The sequence below is a fragment of the Pseudomonas pergaminensis genome, assembly GCF_024112395.2.
GTDB lineage: Bacteria > Pseudomonadota > Gammaproteobacteria > Pseudomonadales > Pseudomonadaceae > Aquipseudomonas > Aquipseudomonas pergaminensis.
Window position 1 is genome coordinate 4,266,220 of sequence record NZ_CP078013.2, and the last position, 18,980, is coordinate 4,285,199.

13 protein-coding genes are annotated in these 18,980 nt (G+C 61.2%); 8 read left to right on the forward strand and 5 right to left on the reverse strand.

Translation table 11 applies throughout. The annotated features are described in order from the left end of the window. Window positions 1-138 precede the first annotated feature (138 nt). Together KUA23_RS19225 and KUA23_RS19230 are read left to right on the forward strand one after the other, a co-directional pair. Window positions 139-531 (forward strand): MerR family transcriptional regulator, encoded by a 393-nt coding sequence (locus tag KUA23_RS19225; RefSeq protein WP_078049239.1) that lies wholly within the window; start codon window positions 139-141, stop codon window positions 529-531. A 17-nt stretch (window positions 532-548) separates the two neighbouring features. Then, window positions 549-1,448 carry a hydroxymethylglutaryl-CoA lyase gene (locus KUA23_RS19230; protein WP_252992660.1) on the forward strand — a complete coding sequence of 300 codons (900 nt, stop codon included), beginning with the start codon at window positions 549-551 and terminating at the stop codon, window positions 1,446-1,448. A gap of 548 nt (window positions 1,449-1,996) precedes the next feature. On the opposite strand, the gene KUA23_RS19235 is transcribed toward KUA23_RS19230, so the two are convergent. Together KUA23_RS19235 and KUA23_RS19240 are read right to left on the reverse strand one after the other, a co-directional pair. Continuing rightward, window positions 1,997-7,141, reverse strand: a complete 5,145-nt coding sequence (locus KUA23_RS19235) for an NEL-type E3 ubiquitin ligase domain-containing protein (protein ID WP_346356349.1) — start codon at window positions 7,139-7,141, stop codon at window positions 1,997-1,999. Between the two features lie 81 nt (window positions 7,142-7,222). Further along, complete coding sequence (locus tag KUA23_RS19240) at window positions 7,223-8,857, reverse strand: AMP-binding protein (RefSeq protein ID WP_346356350.1); 1,635 nt, start codon at window positions 8,855-8,857, stop codon at window positions 7,223-7,225. Between the two features lie 148 nt (window positions 8,858-9,005). Between KUA23_RS19240 and KUA23_RS19245 the strand changes: the two genes are divergently transcribed. The 4 genes from KUA23_RS19245 to KUA23_RS19260 are packed head-to-tail and all read left to right on the forward strand — an operon-like array spanning window position 9,006 to window position 14,532. Continuing rightward, the gene (locus KUA23_RS19245; protein ID WP_099492925.1) at window positions 9,006-10,169 is read left to right on the forward strand and encodes an isovaleryl-CoA dehydrogenase; all 1,164 of its coding nucleotides are present in this window, start codon (window positions 9,006-9,008) and stop codon (window positions 10,167-10,169) included. Window positions 10,170-10,180: 11 nt separating this feature from the next. Then, window positions 10,181-11,788 (forward strand): carboxyl transferase domain-containing protein, encoded by a 1,608-nt coding sequence (locus KUA23_RS19250; RefSeq protein ID WP_099492926.1) that lies wholly within the window; start codon window positions 10,181-10,183, stop codon window positions 11,786-11,788. Window positions 11,789-11,803: 15 nt separating this feature from the next. Beyond that, the gene (locus KUA23_RS19255; protein WP_100490280.1) at window positions 11,804-12,610 is read left to right on the forward strand and encodes a gamma-carboxygeranoyl-CoA hydratase; all 807 of its coding nucleotides are present in this window, start codon (window positions 11,804-11,806) and stop codon (window positions 12,608-12,610) included. Continuing rightward, the gene (locus KUA23_RS19260; RefSeq protein ID WP_252992663.1) at window positions 12,607-14,532 is read left to right on the forward strand and encodes an acetyl/propionyl/methylcrotonyl-CoA carboxylase subunit alpha; all 1,926 of its coding nucleotides are present in this window, start codon (window positions 12,607-12,609) and stop codon (window positions 14,530-14,532) included. The genes KUA23_RS19255 and KUA23_RS19260 overlap by 4 nt, the downstream gene beginning before the upstream one ends. On the opposite strand, the gene KUA23_RS19265 is transcribed toward KUA23_RS19260, so the two are convergent. Further along, on the reverse strand, window positions 14,529-15,161 hold the full coding sequence (locus KUA23_RS19265; protein WP_252992664.1) for a LexA family protein: 633 nt from the start codon (window positions 15,159-15,161) through the stop codon (window positions 14,529-14,531). The genes KUA23_RS19260 and KUA23_RS19265 overlap by 4 nt on opposite strands. 131 nt (window positions 15,162-15,292) lie before the next feature. On the opposite strand from KUA23_RS19265, the gene KUA23_RS19270 reads away from it, so the two are divergent. Continuing rightward, window positions 15,293-15,643, forward strand: coding sequence for a DUF6124 family protein (locus tag KUA23_RS19270; protein ID WP_078049248.1), 351 nt, complete (start codon window positions 15,293-15,295; stop codon window positions 15,641-15,643). A 468-nt stretch (window positions 15,644-16,111) separates the two neighbouring features. Then, a complete protein-coding gene (locus tag KUA23_RS19275) occupies window positions 16,112-17,263 on the forward strand; it encodes a M14 family metallopeptidase (protein ID WP_252992665.1) in 1,152 nt (383 codons plus the stop codon). A 91-nt stretch (window positions 17,264-17,354) separates the two neighbouring features. Here the strand turns inward: KUA23_RS19275 and KUA23_RS19280 are convergent, their stop codons facing one another. Together KUA23_RS19280 and KUA23_RS19285 are read right to left on the reverse strand one after the other, a co-directional pair. Further along, window positions 17,355-17,894, reverse strand: coding sequence for a cytochrome b (locus KUA23_RS19280; protein WP_078049250.1), 540 nt, complete (start codon window positions 17,892-17,894; stop codon window positions 17,355-17,357). Further along, window positions 17,891-18,973, reverse strand: coding sequence for a catalase family peroxidase (locus KUA23_RS19285; RefSeq protein WP_252992666.1), 1,083 nt, complete (start codon window positions 18,971-18,973; stop codon window positions 17,891-17,893). Before KUA23_RS19285 ends, KUA23_RS19280 begins: the two co-directional genes overlap by 4 nt. Window positions 18,974-18,980: the final 7 nt, after the last annotated feature.

Sequence of the window (18,980 nt, forward strand, 5' to 3'; positions counted from 1 at the left end):
GCACAGTCACCGCAGTTGTCCGGGCTGGCTGCGTCATCGTTGACGACCATCGCCGGCAAGCCGGCTCCTGCAGTGATTCGCTTGACGTTTACGTCAACCTGCCATTAGCTTAACGCCAAGACTTTCTTGAGCGCCGCCATGAGCACCACCTACAGCATTTCCGACCTCGCCCGCGAGCTCGACATCACCACCCGCGCCATTCGCTTCTACGAAGAACAAGGCCTGCTGGCCCCGGAACGCCGGGGCCAGGAGCGCATCTACTCCGCGCGCGACAAGGTCAGCCTCAAGCTGATCCTGCGGGGTAAGCGCATCGGCTTTTCCCTGGCCGAATGCCGCGAGTTGATCGAACTCTACGACCCCACCAGCGGTAACCACGTGCAGCTCAACAGCATGCTGGCGAAGATCACCGAGCGCCGCGAGCAGTTGGAACAGCAACTGCTGGATATCGAACAGATGAAGCTGGAACTGGACACCGCCGAAGAGCGCTGCACCCAGGCCCTGGCCCACACCATGCGCCAGGCTGGCCATTGATCACGAAGGTAACTGCCATGTCCCTCCCCTCACACGTACGCCTGGTGGAAGTCGGCCCGCGCGACGGCCTGCAGAACGAAGCCCACCCCATCAGCGTGGCGGACAAAGTCCAGTTGGTGGACGCCCTCAGCGCGGCCGGCCTGAGCTATATCGAAGTCGGCAGTTTCGTCTCGCCCAAGTGGGTGCCGCAGATGGCGGGTTCAGCCGAGGTGTTCGCGCAGATCCAGCGCAAGCCCGGCGTGACCTACGGGGCACTGGCGCCGAACCTGCGCGGGTTCGAGGACGCATTGGCGGCCGGCGTAAAGGAAGTGGCGGTGTTTGCGGCGGCGTCCGAGGCGTTTTCCCAGCGCAATATCAACTGCTCCATCAGCGAAAGCCTGGAGCGCTTCGCGCCGATCATGGCGGCCGCCAGGCAGCACGGGGTCAGCGTGCGCGGTTATGTGTCGTGCGTGCTGGGTTGCCCGTATGAGGGTGAGATCGCGCCGGAGCAAGTGGCGGCGGTCGCGCGGGAGTTGTATGCCATGGGCTGCTATGAGGTGTCCCTCGGCGACACCATCGGCACCGGCACGGCGGGCGCGACGCGGCGGTTGTTCGAGGTGGTCGCCGCGCAGGTGCCACGGGACAAGCTGGCCGGGCATTTCCACGACACCTATGGCCAGGCCATCGCGAATATCTACGCCAGCCTGCTGGAAGGAATCACGGTGTTCGACAGCTCTATCGCGGGCCTCGGCGGCTGCCCCTACGCCAAGGGCGCCAGCGGTAACGTCGCCACCGAAGACGTGCTGTACCTGCTTAACGGCCTGGGCATCCACACAGGAATCGACCTGGAGGCATTGATTGGCGCGGGCCAGCAAATCAGCACTGTGCTGGGCCGGCCTACAGGATCGCGTGTAGCGAAGGCGCGTAACGCCGGTTGAGTCGCTTAGCCGTGACAATGTGTTACCGCACGGCTACACATCGAGTAACACGGGAACATATTTTGTCGTATTTGCCGTAGGCCATTCCCTACACAAAAGTTATATCACTGATTTTAAAGGAATTTTAAAAGTTGGCACGGGTTCTGCTATCTCTATGGCATAACAAGAATAAAAAGCACCAAACCTAATAAAAATAAGACGAAACGACTCTGACATAACAAAAACAACACGGCAGAGACGCAGCTAACAGATTTTTTTGGAGAAGATGTGCTTCGCAGGGTACGGCGTGCCGAAACCCGCAACCGGTTAGAGAAAAATAAAACTACCTCAGGTAGCTACCCACTGGTTGGATCGTTCACGAAGAAGCAGATCAGCGCTCAAAAAAATACGTTTGCTCTTGACCCCGGATGGGGGTCGCCAAAAACAGCGGTAAAGGGTAACGGTTGCCAAAAACAACAATAGACCGCCCCTCAATAATAAAAAAAGAGCACGCAACGACACATTAAAGGGGACCCTCGGGTCCCCTTTGTGCTGTGTGCCCCCCTCCCTCAGAGCGATGTCCCGCTCACCGCCGCAACGTTGTTCAATACAGTGCGCGTCAAGGTTTTCAGCGAGTTCTGCTCCAGCATTTGCCGCTCCACCCCCAATTGATCGAGCTCTCGCTTGTAAAAAGCACTCGGCATCGCGCCGTTCACCAGCACTTCATCCCTGCGTGCGCCAAACAGGCGGGCCACCCGGTCGGCGGCCTCAGCGTGCTTTGCCTGCCATTGCTCTATTGCGTCCTGGCCAGCAGCGGTATCCCGTTGACCTTCCAGATCCGAAAGTTCGAATAACGCTTCGCTCTTCTCTCCCAGCAACCCGAGACCGGGTGCCATCAGTGCATCGAGCGCTTGAGAGTAGCGGGTGCGAAGGTGTTTCTCCCAGAACAGGCACCCGACAAAAAAAGCCTCCTCGGCAGCCGGATTGCGCTCGTCCCTGAGCACCTGTGCATACGCGGCGTCGATCGTCTCCGGGCTTACATTGGCCATCTGGGGAAACAACATGTCCCGGGACCGGACCGGTAACGCCAGCCGCTCTGCAAGCCGTACGCGATAAGCCAGGACAACTTCAACCTCCTCGGTAAATCCAGGGCCTCTTGCCGCAACGTCCCGTAGGGCAATGTCGTCTACCAGCATCAAACGATACAACTTCCTGGCCGTTTCGATCAGCGTGCTTTCGGCATTCTCCGCTCCGGCTAGTTCAAGTGCCTTTGCCCCTAGCAGCTCACGCTCAAGGTTCATGAACTCGACCGAACTGCCGTCACCACAGGTCACTCGATCGTCGGCCACGGTAAATAACGCCTCGCGAATAGCCTGGCTTTCGCTTGCGGCCTCCAGCATGCCCCACACCCGCTCGGCCAGCGCTGGGCGAGTCACCGCGCTGGCGTACTCGGCACTGCGGGTTGTGTCGGCCACCACTGCAAAAAAAGCATCCGAACTCAGACTGACCCTGAGTTCATCCCAGATCCCACCCAGCCGCGCCGAGTCACCGGTCGACGACGCGCCCAACCACAAACCACGCGCTTCATCGACCGTCACGTGCTCACCCAGTTGTACCTGGGCGGCTGCCAATACCGGATTGCCGTGCACAATAACGCGATCCGGATGCTCATAGGCGTATTCAGGCAATGTCCTGATCCGGTTGTCATGCAGATCGGTACGGGCCAGATAGGGCAATTGTTCGGCACCGACGGGAAAGCTGACCGTACCTGTATTGGGCAGGTAAAGCTGGTTCAGGTTGCGCAAGCCACGCAGATCGGCCTGCCACCCCAAGCGGGGATTATTGCCAAGATTGAGTATCTTCAGGCTCCGCATACCCTCCAGGCGCCGACGGCTTTGGTCGGTCAACTGGATATCATTTCCGCTCAAATTGAGTTTGGTAAGCCCCACCCCCTCGTTCGCAAACGTCGGCAGTTGCGTCAGGTTGTTATTGCTCATGTTCAACCAGCGCAGCCCGCCGAATGCATTCAGAAAAGGCAAGGAGCTGTCTGAAAGCGCCATCCGGCGTAAAAACAGACTGCCTACGTGATCCATGTTTGCGCAGATCGCCGGTAACTCGCCGATCGCCTCATCCGACAGGTCCAGCACATGGCCGATTGGTGTCCCATCCCCTGCAAATGCCTGCGCAGAGGCCCTGCGCCAAGCCGCCTTGAGGGTACCCGAGACTCTGCGCCGGGCGCTCGCATAACCTGATCCCCCTTGCTGTTGCCACTCGAGCAGCGTCTTGTTCAATGCGGCAAATTCCGCTTCAAGCTCGGTCAGTTTTGCCAGCAGAACGGCGTCACTGGCCTGTTGAAGGCCAAGCAGGGTCTCGACCTCTTCCATGGACTTTGTTGGATAGAGCGCCATCGCAGCACTCTTGCAAGCTAACGGACGTTCGACGGCGCCACCTACCGGACTGAGCGGATAACCCACGCGCCCATCAGCCAGGCGCATGGGGGATTTGAAACCGGGCTTGATCGCCTGCAAGCCCAGTGCACGTCGACTCACCGGCTCACTCAGCGGCTGCTGCGCAAGCTTGCGCTTGAGCCGTTGCGCAGCCGCATTGAACTGCGGCCAACTGGTGAACTTGCCACTGCTAGCCATCCAGAGCGCGTTGAAAAAGGCGTCCTTGTCGCTTCGCCAGTATTCAATTTTTCCCGGTCCGCTGCAGAGTTTCCACGTCTTCATGTCGGTGTGGATAAGCTGCAGTTGCCGGGGGGCACTACTGTCTCCCACCCGGTCCAGCAAAGGGCCGTCGTAGGCCCCCGACCGAAGCTCAATGCACACGCCATCCAGGAGTTCAGGCAGCGCGGCCATCTTGTGCAGTGCCAGGTGCACGCTGTCCAGGGTGAGTTGATTGTCGAATAACAGATCGGCCTGTGCCCGCATCACGCGCGCCTTCTGCAAGTACCCTCGCGCTTCTTCGGCCAGGCGCAACGGCACACGCGATGGGGTCTGCATGCGTGCCAGTTCCTGACTGTTGGCATGGCTCAGAATTTCTTCAGCCGCTAACCTGGGCAAGCCTGGAAAGCTACGCTGGAGCAGCTGCACGTTGGCATCACTGGAAACCTCACCGGCCGAGATCTCGCGATTTAACAGCGTGCCTCGGGTGCTCTCGGCGGCTTCCAGCAAACAATCCCGGTATCGCACGACCCTTGCCAATGGTGTACGCAGGTATTGCATCAGTGGATCGACCTCATTGCCCTCCTGCACCTGGCCCGCAGCAGCCGTATCCTGTATCACGTCTCGGGTCTGAAGAAACAGAAAGGCCATCGCTTCCCTTGTAACCCTCTGCTCTCCCAACAATCGGCGAATTTCAGGTTCCGTCAACTGCTTGATGAACGACGGAAACAGCAGGCCACTTTGCAATTGCTCATGTTCCAGTGTGATCACTTGGTTTGCATCGCTCGGTACACCTGAACGCCATATCGGGTTGCCCTTTGCATCCAGCGCCACCAATACACGTGACTCTGGCCACATCCCGCTCTCGATCAATACCTGGACTTGCATGAACCAGTCGACGCGAGAAAACACCTCAGGGTCCGGGTGCCTTAACCGGTCGATAAATGCCTGGTGCCTGCCAGCGCATTCAAACCGCCGAAGCATATCCTTGAACAGCGGCGCGGGCGCTTGATGCTCAATGAACACCCGACGCAACTCGTCGTCCGACACACCACTGAACGCCCTGGCCTGCTCCAACTGGCTATCGCTCAAGTTATCCACGCTATGGCCTATGCGGCGCAACAGGGTCTTGCGATCCCAGGTCAAGGGTTGTTCGAACTCATGCACCCATGCGCCCTCACCGTTGTGGCGAATCCGGGGGGCATAACGTGAATCGCCATCGGGGTGCAGCAGCCTGAATTCGTCAGAGCGATTGCTGGCCTGGAGCTTGTAGTAGCCGCCGCCCGCTGCCTGCAGGTATAACCCTGCGTCGTGGGCATACAAGCCTTGTGTGTTGGGGCGGTGTCCGTCGGGCAGGTTGATCCTGTGCAGGTAGTGCGCGGGATTGAACGCGTAAAGACGCCTACGCCCACCGAACTCTACCTGCACCAGGCGCTTGATCAGCGCGGCGTCCTTGGTTGCCGACAACACGGCTGGCACCGCCAACCCAGCCAGGTTGAGCCCCACCGCCGAAAAATGCGCCCACGCCGTTTGGGTGTCGTCCTGCGACCAGGCCTCAATGCCTTCGCCGATCTCGTAAGCCATCTGCACGGCACCGACGACCAGCATCACCTCACCCAGCACAGGCACCACGAACGACGCAAGGTTGAGAATATCCAGCGCCGTACTGCCGAACGACCACAGCCAGGCGTTGTAGACCCGATCGTCGACGTCCTGTGTCGACACCACACTTGCGCGGGCATTCGCCACGAGCGAACGTATACGCTGAATCGCGCAGTCCGCCCAGACATCACCCCATGCAAGCGCGTAGCTGCCCTGATGATTGACCCGGCCTTTTTGCGCCGGGTCAAAGTCCTGGGCGGGGCCGTGCAGCGCGCTCGGATCCAGCGAAGCCTTGAGCCTCGTGAAGAATGCATCCTGGCTGGCCAGCGGCACGAACTGGCTGAAGAAGGTGCGGTACTCGACACGACACAGGCGCGTGGTCAGGTGGTCGGTAAAAGCGCTGATCGTGTCATAGGCTTTGAGCGGATGAAGGGGGTCGCCTGGGATATAGACCAAGCACGCTCGGGGCATGAGATCCGCCCCTCTCGAATGTGCCTGCCACACGACCGGACCGATGATCAGAATATTCTCGAGCACAAACGAGAATAGCCGAAACGGCGAACACTTGACCGCTTCCCCTGCCCATTTGACCTGCGACTGGCTGCGCAACAGATCGAAGATCACTTGGTGGCCGTCGGGCTGGATATCGCCCTTCATCAAGGCAATCTCTGCGGCCAGCTCCAACTGGTTTCGATGACTGACAATCAAGGTGCTGTAGAGTTTGCCAATGCCTGCTTCAGTGGTGGTGGTACGGATCAGGCTATTGATGAAGGTGCGCACGTACTCGTAGTAAGTGTTGCCCAGGTCGAGCTCGCGGCACAGCTTGGCAAACGCATGGGGTTCAATGGCTAGCTTGACCGACTTGACGTTTGCAAGCGGATGAAACTTATCGCTGGGGTACCCGTGAAAGTTGTAACGGGTGATCAGGTGGCAGTCTTTGCACACCGACTCAGCCGCCTCCTGTGCGGTGAAGTTGTTCAGCGCTGCCTCCAGCAGGCTGATACCCCGGTAAAAATAAAACTGCGCAGCCAAGGGGCTGGCCTGGCTCGTCGAGACCTCCTCAGGCTCGATGTCGCACTCTCTCTGCTCCATCTTGCGGGCATAAAATACCGTCCTGGTATCCAACCGTTGCCCGAGTTTCTTTTCAATCGCGGCCGCCAACAACGGCTCGGCGTAGGCTGCCGGCCCTTTGAAGTCCCTGAACATCTGATCGAGTTGATTCAAGGACCGCCTGCTGCGCACATGGACCGACCTCATGCGGTCCTTCGCCGTCGACGAGGCATTTTTGTACCAGTCGGGAATACTCAGCGCCAACCCGGCCAATTCAGTTTTGCGCTCATCCAGCGCATCGGTGTACCAGCTTGGGGTGTTGTCCCGGATCACCTGCCAGTGGGGACTCTGTTCGTCCCCAACCGGACGCACGGGGGGATCAATGGAGGGGGTTGTCATGGGCATGACCTTCAAGTGGCGAAATAATCCGCCACTTTAGGCACCACGGTTCAGCGCAGAGCCGTAGACATGTACCCCGTTTCAGCGGTCGTCGCGCAGCTCCTCGATGCTGATTTCGCGCATGCGGAATTTCTGGATCTTGCCCGTCACCGTCATCGGGAACTCGTCCACGATCTTGAAGTGCTTGGGCGTCTTGAAGTGTGCGATGCGGCCCTTGCACCAAGTTTGCAACTCAAGCTCATTGGCCACATGCCCTGGATGGAACTTGACCCAGGCGACGATGGCTTCGCCGTAACGCGCATCCGGAATGCCGATAACCTGCACATCCGCCACCGCTGGGTGGGTGAAGAAAAACTCCTCCAACTCACGCGGGTACACGTTCTCGCCGCCGCGGATGATCATGTCCTTGTTGCGCCCGGCGATGCACACGTAGCCGTGGGCGTCCATGCTCGCCAGGTCGCCGGTGTGCATCCAGCCGGCGTCGTCGATGGCCTCGCGGGTGGCGTCGGGGTTGTTCCAGTAGCCGAGCATCACGCTGTAGCCACGGGTGCATAACTCGCCGATTTCACCCCGCGCCAGCGTGTTGCCGTCGGCGTCGATGATCTTGTTTTCCAACTGCGGCTGGGTGCGCCCGACCGTGGTCACGCGGCGTTCCAGGTCATCGTCCGCCCCGGTTTGCAAGGACACCGGGCTGGTTTCCGTCATGCCGTAGGCAATCTGCACCTCGCTCATATGCATCTCGCTGATGACCCGGCGCATCACTTCGATGGGGCACGTGGCGCCAGCCATGATGCCGGTGCGCAGGGTGGACAGGTCAAAGTCACCGAGGCGCGGGTGATCGAGCATGGCGATGAACATGGTGGGCACGCCGTACAGGCCGGTGGCGCGCTCTTCGGCGACGGCGGTGAGAGTCAGCAGCGGGTCGAAGCCGTCATTCGGGTAGATCATGGTAGTGCCGTGGGTGATGCAACCGAGGTTGCCCATGACCATGCCGAAACAGTGATACAGCGGCACCGGGATCACCAGGCGGTCTTGCGCGGTCAGGCCCAGGCTTTCGCCGACCATGTAGCCGTTATTGAGGATGTTGTGGTGACTGAGGGTGGCGCCCTTGGGGAAGCCGGTGGTGCCGGAGGTGTACTGGATATTCACGGCCTGGTCGAAGTGCAGGCTGGCCTGGCGGCTGTGCACCTGTTCGGGCGGGATGCCTGCCCCGAGCGCGGCCAATTGCGACCAGGGCAGGAACCCCGGGGGCGGGCTGGGGTCGAGGCTGATCATGCCGCGCAGGTCAGGCTTCAGCTCTTGCAACATGGCGTGGTAATCAGAGGTCTTGAACGACCCGGCGCACACCAGCCACTGGCAGCCGGACTGCTTGAGTACGTAGTCCAGTTCAGTGCTGCGGTACGCCGGGTTGATATTGACCAGGATCACGCCGAGCTTGGCACTGGCGATCTGGCTGATGCACCACTCGGCGCAATTGGGCGCCCAGATACCCAGGCGGTCGCCGGCTTGCATGCCCAGGGCAAGAAAGGCACGGGCGTGCAGCTCAACGGTCTCGGCCAACTGCCGCCAGGTGTAGCGGCGCTGTTGATGGCGCACCACCAGGGCCTCGCCCTCGGGATACTGCGCGACGGTGTGATCAAAGGCCTGGCCGATGGTCATGGCCAGCAAGGTCTTGTCCTGAGAGCCACGGCTGTAGCTCTGATTCGGTTGATCCATAACGACCCCTGTTGTCTTTTTTGTAGGTTGACGTAAACGTAAACTACGATTGACAGCGCCGTAACGCAAGCTTACGTTAACGTAAAGGTTAGCGTCCTCCCCTGGCGCCCTCCCCACAACAACAAAGCTCACATTAAGGTGCCTGTCCATGAGTTACCCGTCCCTGAACTTCGCCCTCGGTGAAACCGTCGACATGCTGCGCGACCAGGTGCAGTCCTTCGTGAGCAAGGAGATCGCGCCCCGCGCGGCTCAGATCGATATCGACAACCTGTTCCCCGCCGACCTGTGGCGCAAGTTCGGTGACATGGGCCTGCTGGGCATCACCGTGCCGGAAGAATACGGCGGCGCCGGCCTGGGCTACCTGGCCCACGTGGTGGCCATGGAAGAGATCAGCCGGGGCTCGGCGTCGGTGGCGCTGTCCTACGGTGCGCACTCCAACCTGTGTGTGAACCAGATCAACCGCAACGGCAACCACGAACAGAAACTCAAGTACCTGCCCGCACTCATCAGCGGCGAACACGTCGGCGCCCTGGCCATGAGCGAGCCGAATGCCGGCTCCGATGTGGTCTCGATGAAGCTGCGCGCCGATAAACGCGGTGATCGCTACGTGCTCAACGGCAGCAAGACCTGGATCACCAACGGCCCCGATGCCAGCACCTATGTGATCTACGCCAAGACCGACCTGGAAAAAGGCCCGCACGGCATTACCGCATTCATCGTCGAGCGCGACTGGAAAGGCTTCAGCCGCAGCAACAAGTTCGACAAGCTGGGCATGCGCGGCTCGAACACCTGCGAACTGTTTTTCGATGACGTGGAAGTGCCGGAAGAAAACATCCTCGGCGCGCTCAATGGCGGCGTCAAAGTGCTGATGAGCGGCCTCGACTACGAGCGCGTGGTGCTGTCCGGCGGCCCCACCGGCATCATGCAAGCCTGCATGGACCTGATCGTGCCCTACATCCATGACCGCAAGCAGTTCGGCCAGAGCATCGGCGAATTCCAGCTGATCCAGGGCAAGGTCGCCGACATGTACACCCAACTCAATGCCAGCCGCGCCTACCTCTATGCGGTGGCCCAGGCTTGCGAACGTGGCGAGACCACGCGCAAGGATGCGGCCGGCGTGATCCTCTACAGCGCCGAACGTGCCACGCAAATGGCCCTCGACGCAATCCAGATTCTCGGCGGCAATGGCTACATCAACGAATTCCCGGCCGGGCGCCTGCTGCGTGACGCCAAGCTGTATGAGATCGGCGCCGGCACCAGTGAGATCCGCCGGATGCTGATCGGTCGCGAACTCTTCAACGAAACCCGCTGAAGGAGCGCACCATGGCCACCTTGCACACCCAGCTCAACCCGCGCTCGGCGGAGTTTGCCGCCAACAGCGCGGCGATGCGCCAACAGGTCGACGCCCTGCACACCCTGCTCGCCCACGTGCAGCAGGGCGGCGGCGCCAAGGCCCAGGAGCGGCACACGTCGCGCGGCAAACTGTTGCCCCGCGAGCGCATCAATCGTTTGCTCGACCCGGGCTCGCCGTTTCTTGAACTCAGCCAACTGGCCGCCCATCAGGTGTACGGCGAAGACGTGCCGGCTGCCGGGGTGATCGCCGGGATCGGCTGCGTGGAAGGTGTCGAATGCATGATCGTCGCCAACGACGCCACGGTGAAAGGCGGCTCCTACTACCCGCTTACGGTCAAAAAACACCTGCGCGCCCAGACCATCGCCGAGCAGAACCGCCTGCCGTGCATCTACCTGGTGGACTCCGGCGGCGCCAACCTGCCGCGCCAGGATGAAGTGTTTCCCGACCGCGAGCACTTCGGGCGGATCTTCTTCAACCAGGCCAACATGAGTGCCCAGGGCATCCCGCAGATCGCCGTGGTGATGGGTTCGTGCACGGCCGGTGGTGCCTACGTGCCGGCGATGGCCGACGAAGCGATCATGGTGCGTAACCAGGCCACTATCTTCCTTGCCGGCCCGCCGCTGGTAAAAGCCGCGACCGGTGAAGTGGTGAGTGCCGAAGACCTCGGCGGTGCCGATGTGCACTGCAAGATCTCCGGCGTGGCCGACCACTATGCCGACAGCGATGAACATGCGCTGGCGCTCGCCCGGCGCAGCGTGGCCAACCTCAACTGGCGCAAACAGGGCGAGTTGCTGCAACGCCCGCCCGTGGCGCCGTTGTACAGCAGCGAAGAGCTGTATGGCGTGATCCCGGCCGACGCCAAGCAGCCCTTTGATGTGCGCGAAGTGATCGCGCGCCTGGTGGATGGCTCGGTATTCGATGAGTTCAAGGCACTGTTTGGTACCACCCTGGTGTGCGGTTTTGCGCACCTGCACGGCTACCCGATTGCGATCCTGGCCAACAACGGGATTCTGTTTGCCGAGGCCGCGCAAAAAGGCGCGCACTTTATCGAACTGGCCTGCCAGCGCGGCATTCCGCTGTTGTTCCTGCAGAACATCACCGGCTTCATGGTCGGCCAGAAGTACGAAGCCGGCGGCATTGCCAAGCATGGCGCCAAGCTGGTCACCGCCGTGGCCTGCGCCAAGGTGCCGAAGTTCACGGTGATCATCGGCGGCAGCTTTGGGGCCGGCAACTACGGCATGTGTGGCCGCGCCTATGACCCGCGCTTCCTGTGGATGTGGCCGAACGCACGCATTGGTGTGATGGGCGCCGAACAGGCGGCCGGTGTGCTGGTGCAGGTCAAGCGCGAGCAGGCTGAGCGCGCCGGCGTGGGCTTTAGCGCTGAAGAAGAGGCGGCGATCAAGCAGCCGATCCTCGACCAGTACGAAACCCAGGGCCACCCCTACTATTCCAGCGCGCGCCTGTGGGACGACGGTGTGATCGACCCGTTGCAGACCCGCGACGTGCTGGCCCTGGCCTTGTCCGCCGCGCTGAACGCCCCCATCGAGCCGAGCCGCTTCGGCGTGTTCCGCATGTAAATGGAGCTGTACCCCATGAGCGATTTCAATACCCTGGAACTCATCACCGACCCCCGTGGCTTTGCCACGCTGTGGCTCAGTCGTGAAGCCAAGAACAACGCGTTCAATGCCCAGATGATCCGCGAACTGATCATCGCCCTCGACCAGGTGCAAGGCGATCCGTCCCTGCGCTTTTTGGTCCTGCGTGGGCGCGGCAAGCACTTCAGCGCCGGCGCCGACCTGGCCTGGATGCAGCAGTCGGCCGAGCTGGATTACCACACCAACCTGGACGACGCCCGCGAACTGGCAGAGCTGATGTACAACCTGGCCAAGCTGAAGATCCCTACCCTTGCGGTAGTGCAAGGCGCGGCCTACGGTGGCGCGCTGGGCTTGATCAGTTGCTGCGACATGGCGATTGGCGCGGATGACGCGCAGTTCTGCCTGTCGGAGGTCCGCATCGGCCTGGCGCCGGCGGTGATCAGCCCGTTCGTGGTGCAGGCCATCGGCGAACGCGCGGCGCGGCGCTATGCCCTGACCGCCGAGCGCTTTGGCGGCCAACGCGCGCGGGACATCGGTTTGCTGGCGGACAGTTATCCGCTTGGCGAGTTGGACGCTCAGGTCGAACAGTGGATCGCCAACCTGCTGCAGAACAGCCCGGCGGCCATGCGCGCCAGCAAGGACTTGCTGCGTGAAGTGGGCAACGGCGCCCTCACCCCGGCCCTGCGCCGCTACTGCGAAAACGCCATTGCGCGCATTCGGGTCAGCGCCGAGGGCCAGGAAGGCTTGCGCGCCTTCCTGCAAAAACGTCCACCGAGCTGGCAGCCCCAGGAGCCACGTTCATGAGCACATTGACGACCCTGCTGGTGGCCAACCGTGGCGAGATTGCCTGCCGGGTGATGCGCACCGCCAAGGCCATGGGCCTGACCACCGTGGCGGTGCACAGCGCCACCGACCGCGATGCGCGTCACAGTCGCGAGGCTGATATTCGTGTCGACCTGGGCGGCAGCAAAGCCACTGACAGCTACCTGCAAATCGACAAACTGATCGCCGCCGCCCAGGCCAGTGGCGCCCAGGCGATTCACCCAGGCTATGGTTTTTTGTCCGAGAACGCCGGCTTTGCCCGCGCGATTGAAGCAGCCGGGCTGATCTTCCTCGGCCCGCCCGCCTCGGCGATTGATGCCATGGGCAGCAAATCGGCCGCCAAGGCACTGATGGAAACCGCGGGCGTCCCCCTGGTGCCCGGTTATCACGGCGAAGCCCAAGACCTGGAAACCTTCCGCGCCGCCTGTGAGCGCATCGGCTACCCCGTGCTACTCAAGGCCACGGCCGGTGGCGGCGGCAAAGGCATGAAAGTGGTCGAGGACGTCAGCCAATTGGCCGAAGCCCTCGCGTCGGCCCAGCGTGAAGCACTGTCGTCCTTCGGCAATGGGCAGATGCTGGTGGAAAAGTACCTGCTCAAGCCGCGTCACGTGGAGATCCAGGTGTTTGCCGACAGGCACGGGCACTGCCTGTACCTCAATGAACGGGACTGCTCGATCCAGCGTCGCCACCAAAAAGTCGTCGAGGAAGCACCGGCGCCGGGCTTGAGTGTCGAACAACGCAAGGCCATGGGCGAAGCTGCTGTGCGGGCTGCTCAGGCGATCGGTTATGTCGGTGCCGGTACGGTGGAGTTTTTGCTCGACGCACGCGGCGAATTCTTCTTCATGGAGATGAACACGCGGCTGCAGGTGGAGCACCCGGTAACCGAGGCGATCACCGGCCTGGACCTGGTGGCCTGGCAGATTCGTGTCGCCCAGGGCGAGGCGTTGCCGATCACCCAGGCGCAGGTGCCGCTGATTGGCCATGCGATAGAAGTGCGGCTGTATGCCGAGGACCCGGCCAATGATTTCCTGCCCGCCACCGGGCACCTGACGCTCTACCGCGAATCCGCATCGGGGCCGGGGCGTCGCGTGGACAGCGGGGTCGAGCAAGGCGACAGCGTGTCGCCCTTCTACGACCCCATGCTCGGCAAGTTGATTGCCTGGGGCGAGGACCGTGAACAGGCGCGACTGCGCTTGCTGGGCATGCTGGATGAGTTTGCCATTGGCGGGCTCAAGACCAACCTGGGCTTTTTGCGGCGCATTATCGGGCACCCGGCGTTTGCGGCGGCCGAGCTGGATACCGGGTTTATCCCGCGCTATCAGGATGAGTTGCTGCCGGCGCCTGGGGAACTGAGTGATGAATTCTGGCAGGCGGCGGGCTCGATCTTTATTCAGAGCCTGCCGTCGGGCGAGGGACCGTGGGCGGATAAGCGCGGGTTTCGTGCCGGGCTGCCTGCCGAGGTTTCACTGCATTTGAGCTGCAATGGCCAGGATCGGCTGGTCACACTGCCCGCAGAGCCGCCAGAGTTGCGCGGCGAACAGTTGCTGATCGAACATCAGGGCGTGCGTCGCAGCCATCTGGCGGTACGGCACGACCGTACGGTGTACCTGCGTTGGGACGGCGAAATGCAGGGCGTGACGCTGTTCGACCCGATCGCCGCGGTCGAGGCCGGCCAGTCTCACCAAGGCGGCCTGACAGCACCCATGAACGGCAGCATCGTGCGCGTACTGGTGGAGCTGGGCCAGCACGTCGAGGCCGGTACGCAACTGGTGGTGCTGGAAGCCATGAAAATGGAACACAGCATCCGCGCGCCCCAGGCCGGGGTGGTCAAGGCCCTGTTCTGCCAGGAGGGCGAAATGGTTGCAGAAGGTTGCGCGCTGGTGGAGCTTGAAACAGCAGGTTAAAACTTCGCCGTGGCCTGCACGACGACGCCGATAAGACGGCAATCGTCGGTCAACAACTGTTTGGGATAGGTGGGGTTGAGCGGTACCAGGTAAAGCTGGCCGCTCTCCTCCAACAACTGGCGGAAGGTTGCCTGGGGGCTCCCGGCCCATTGGGCGACCACCAGTTTGCCGGGCTCGGCGGCAATGGCCGGGTCGACCAGGATCATCATCCCCGCACTGACGCTCAGGCCTTTGGGCGCGGTCATGGCATCACCTGTGACCGGCAGCCAGAAGGCCTCACCCTGGGCATGATAATCGCTCAATTCGAAACGGGCCGCGCCATAAGTCGCACGCTCTTCGCGGACCTCGCACAGCCCTCTCCAATCGCTGACGGGGTAGCGGAAATACGGGTTGTAGTTTTTCTCTGGGGGCGCCTCAGCGACTCGCTCGCGAATATCCAGGGCGACTTCCAGGTACCCCAGCCCCAATGCCGCCAATACCCGATTCATGTCCACCAGGCTCGGCGCACGGCGCTTGTTGAGCCAATGGCCCACGCCGCCCTGGGACATGCCCAGGCGCTCTGCCAGTTCACCTTGCGTGACCTTGCGGTCTTCCATGTTGGCCTTGACCAACGCGATCCAGTTATCCATGGGCGCTGACAATACGTCACGCAGTTTCCAGGGCAATAAACAGTTTGTAGTAATCCATAAAACGACATAAATACGATACGTACTATTATCGGGCATAAGGTTTTCGACACCCACCCAGAGTACCGCCCCTTATGACGACAAGCCCGTACCTCCTGCCCGAACTCCCCGAAGACACAGAGCTGCACGACCTGCGCAGCAGCGGCGCCGCCCAGCGCGCATTGGACTTTTACTTGAAAGAAGATATGTCGGCATCCATGCCTGACGACGCACTGTTTGCCATCAAGCCAGGCATCAGCCAGGAAGAAGCCCTGGTGCACGCCTCGGACCTGTTGCGCAGTGCCGCCGCCACAGCCTATGAATCTGCGAGCAGCCATCAGGGCTATCAGCGCGACCTGGCGTTTTCAGTGGTGTATTTGATTGATATGGCGAAGGCGATGGTGGAGCGGTCGTTGCGAGCGCCCGAGGCTCAAGCGAACGGATAACAGGCGCGAAGAAAAAATATTTCTATCCAGGGGATAAAAACATTTGACTTGCAAATGATAATGATTATTATTGGACCTAGCTGATCGCGAGATCAGTCGATAGACCAAGGGACCTTAGGTCGGACTCTTGGAATATCTCCTCATCAGGCTAATCACGGTTTTTGACCCGGCTCTTTGGCCGGGTCTTTTTTTTGCCAGTTTTCCTGGCATGGCTTCAGGCTAATGAAGACTGTGTGTTGCTCGATGGCGCGCATGGTAGCAAAAGACCATCGCCAAAAGAAAGCCAGTCGAACGCTCTAGCGCAGATCTTTGCGAAATAGCGCTTGAGAATCAATCTCATAGATTCTAAGCTGCTGCGGCGTCACGGATGACGCCCCCCCCTCCCCCCTGCAACAATTTTGCATCCAGCCTTTACCAGACTCCTGTGTAATATGGCCGCCACAACACTCATATTCAGGCACCCAGACTATGACCGTGGCCTTGACCTCCATCAAAATCAGCTCCGACTTCGACAGTGGCAATATCCAGGTACTGGATGCCCACGATGCCTATCAGTTATTGCTGGCAATCAAACCCGACACACGCAGCCAACACTACCAATGGTTCCACTTCAAGGCCGAAGGCATGCACGTGGGCCACACTCACACCTTCCGCCTGAGCAACGCGGGCAAGTCTTCCTACCCGCACGCGTGGAGCGGTTACAACGCCGTGGCGTCCTACGACCACATCAACTGGTTCCGGGTGCCTTCGCGCTTTGATGGGGAAATCCTGCATATCAGCCTGGAAACCCGCGAGAAGCATGCGTGGTTGGCTTATTTCGAACCCTACAGCCGTGAGCGTCACGACTGGCTGATCGAGCAGGCCCTGAGTCGCGCCGGCACGCAGTTACTGGCCACCGGCAAGAGTGCCGAGGGGCGTGACATCCAGTTGCTGCGTCGCGGCAAAGGCGGTGAAGGCCGCCGCAATATCTGGATCATCGCCCAACAGCATCCTGGCGAGCACATGGCCGAATGGTTCATGGAGGGCATCATCGAACGCCTGCAACAGGACGGTGATGCCGAGCTGAAAAAGCTGCTGAAAGTCGCCGACCTGTACCTGGTGCCCAACATGAACCCGGACGGGGCGTTCCATGGCCACTTGCGCACCAACGCCATGGGCCAAGACCTCAACCGTGCCTGGCAGAGCGCCAGCCAGGAGATCAGCCCGGAAGTGTGGTTCGTCCAACAACAGATGGAAACGTACGGCGTGGACCTGTTCCTCGATATCCACGGTGACGAGGAAATCCCCTACGTCTTCACCGCCGGCTGCGAAGGCAACCCCGGCTACACCCCGCGCATCGAGGCATTGGAAAAACACTTCCGCAGCCACTTGAGCGGCCTGACCCGCGACTTCCAGACCACTTACGGCTATACCCGCGACCTACCGGGCGAAGCCAACATGACCCTGGCGTGCAACGCTGTTGGCCAGCAATACGACTGCCTGTCCCTGACCCTGGAAATGCCCTTCAAGGACAACGACGACGCGCCCAACCTGAAAACCGGCTGGTCCGGTGAGCGTTCCAAGCAGCTGGGCAAAGACGTACTGAGCACCGTCGCCGACATCGTGACCACCCTACGCTAACGCCTTGTTGGCGCCGGCTTGCCGGCGATGAGGCCCTTGATGATGCAGACATTTCAAGGACGCCATCGCCGGCACGCCGGCTCCTGCACCGTCAGCGTTTGCTGCCGGTCATGCTTTGCAATACGCCATCGCGCCGGATCAACCCATGGAACAACGCCGCTGCCAGGTGCAACAGCACCGTCAGGAACAGCAGGTAGGCCAAAAACCCATGGGCCTTGCGCAACACCGCGAACAACGGCGCGTTCGCGCCTACCAACGCTGGCAATTGCACCGAACTGCTGAGCATCACCGGGTCGCCCGCCGCTGAAATCATCGCCCAGCCCAGCAACGGCAACACCAGCATCAAGGCATACAGCACCACATGGGAGGCCTTGGCCGCCAACACTTGCCACAGCGGCAAGTCAGCCGGCAACGGCGGTTGGCGCGTGGAGAAGCGCACCACCAACCGTACGATCACCAACGCCAGGATCGCGATCCCCAGCGGCTTGTGCAGGTGGATCAACCACTCATGCCGCTCCGACACAGAAGCCGCCAGGCCCGCGCCGATAAACAGCATGGCGATGACCATCAGCGCCATCAGCCAGTGCAACAGACGCGCCAGCGGCGCGAAGAACCGTGGTTGGGCATTCATGGCTTCGACTCCTGAGGGGAGCTGTGCAACGGGCTGACTTCACCGGCGCGGCGCAGGTACGAACTGGCATAGGCCGCCGAACGTGCCGCCAGCAAGGGATCATTGGAGGCTTCGATGCCACTGGGCAGAATCAGCGGGTCAAAGTTGATATCACGGCAATCACCGTCCGCTTGCGGCTGACTGCTTTGCAGCACCAGGGTGCCGGCGTTGATGACCTTATGCTCGCCGGTCCAGGCCTTGCTCGCATCGTCCAGCGGGTCCCCAGGGTTGGCCAGGGTCATGTTCAACTGCCAGCGCAACGGCCCTGCCGCCAGGCGCTGCACCAAGTCTTTTTCGAGGAAGTCACTCCCGGCCGGCGCAACATCGCCCGCCGCATCCTGAAGCTGCGGTACCACACCCCAACGCACTGCCTGACGCTTGCCATCGGCACCCACCAAGTAAAACGCGTTGATACCGTTGTAGGTTTCAGTCGCATAACTGGCCGATGGCTTGGCGGTCTTGACCCACGCCAGAAACGGCGCGGTCTCGGGATGAGCGGCAAAGAACGCCGGCATGCTCGCCGGGTTCGGTTTGCCAGTGGCCGGCTCCGGTGTACCGGCCTTGAGCATCTGGTAGAACGCTTCAGGCGTACCCACCGGGAACACCGGCATGCTGTTCATGCCCGTACGCCACTGCTGGCCGTTGGCCTGGGTGAATTGCACGGCAAAACTGCGGATCGGCACACTGCTGTCGGGCGCATAGGGGTTGCCGCTGGGCAAGGCAAACCGGCCGACCAGCGGGGTCTTGGCCTCGCTGAACACCTGGGCGCTGGAGTAGGTACGGGCTTCGGGGCTGCTCTCGAAATACCCCGCGACACACACACCCTTGGCATGGTTACGTCGGAAGCCGGGGTGCACGCCATTGTTGGTTTCCAGGGCATTGACCAGGGTTTTAGGGCGCAGGCGCTGTGGGTCGAGGGTGCCATTGACGTAGGCAAATGCCCCCGCCACAACCGCAACCACGGCACCGATACCCGCCAGGCGCGCGATCAGGCTCGCAGTGCTCAACGGGGGACGGGGCGGTGATGAGTGATCTACCATAAAGGAA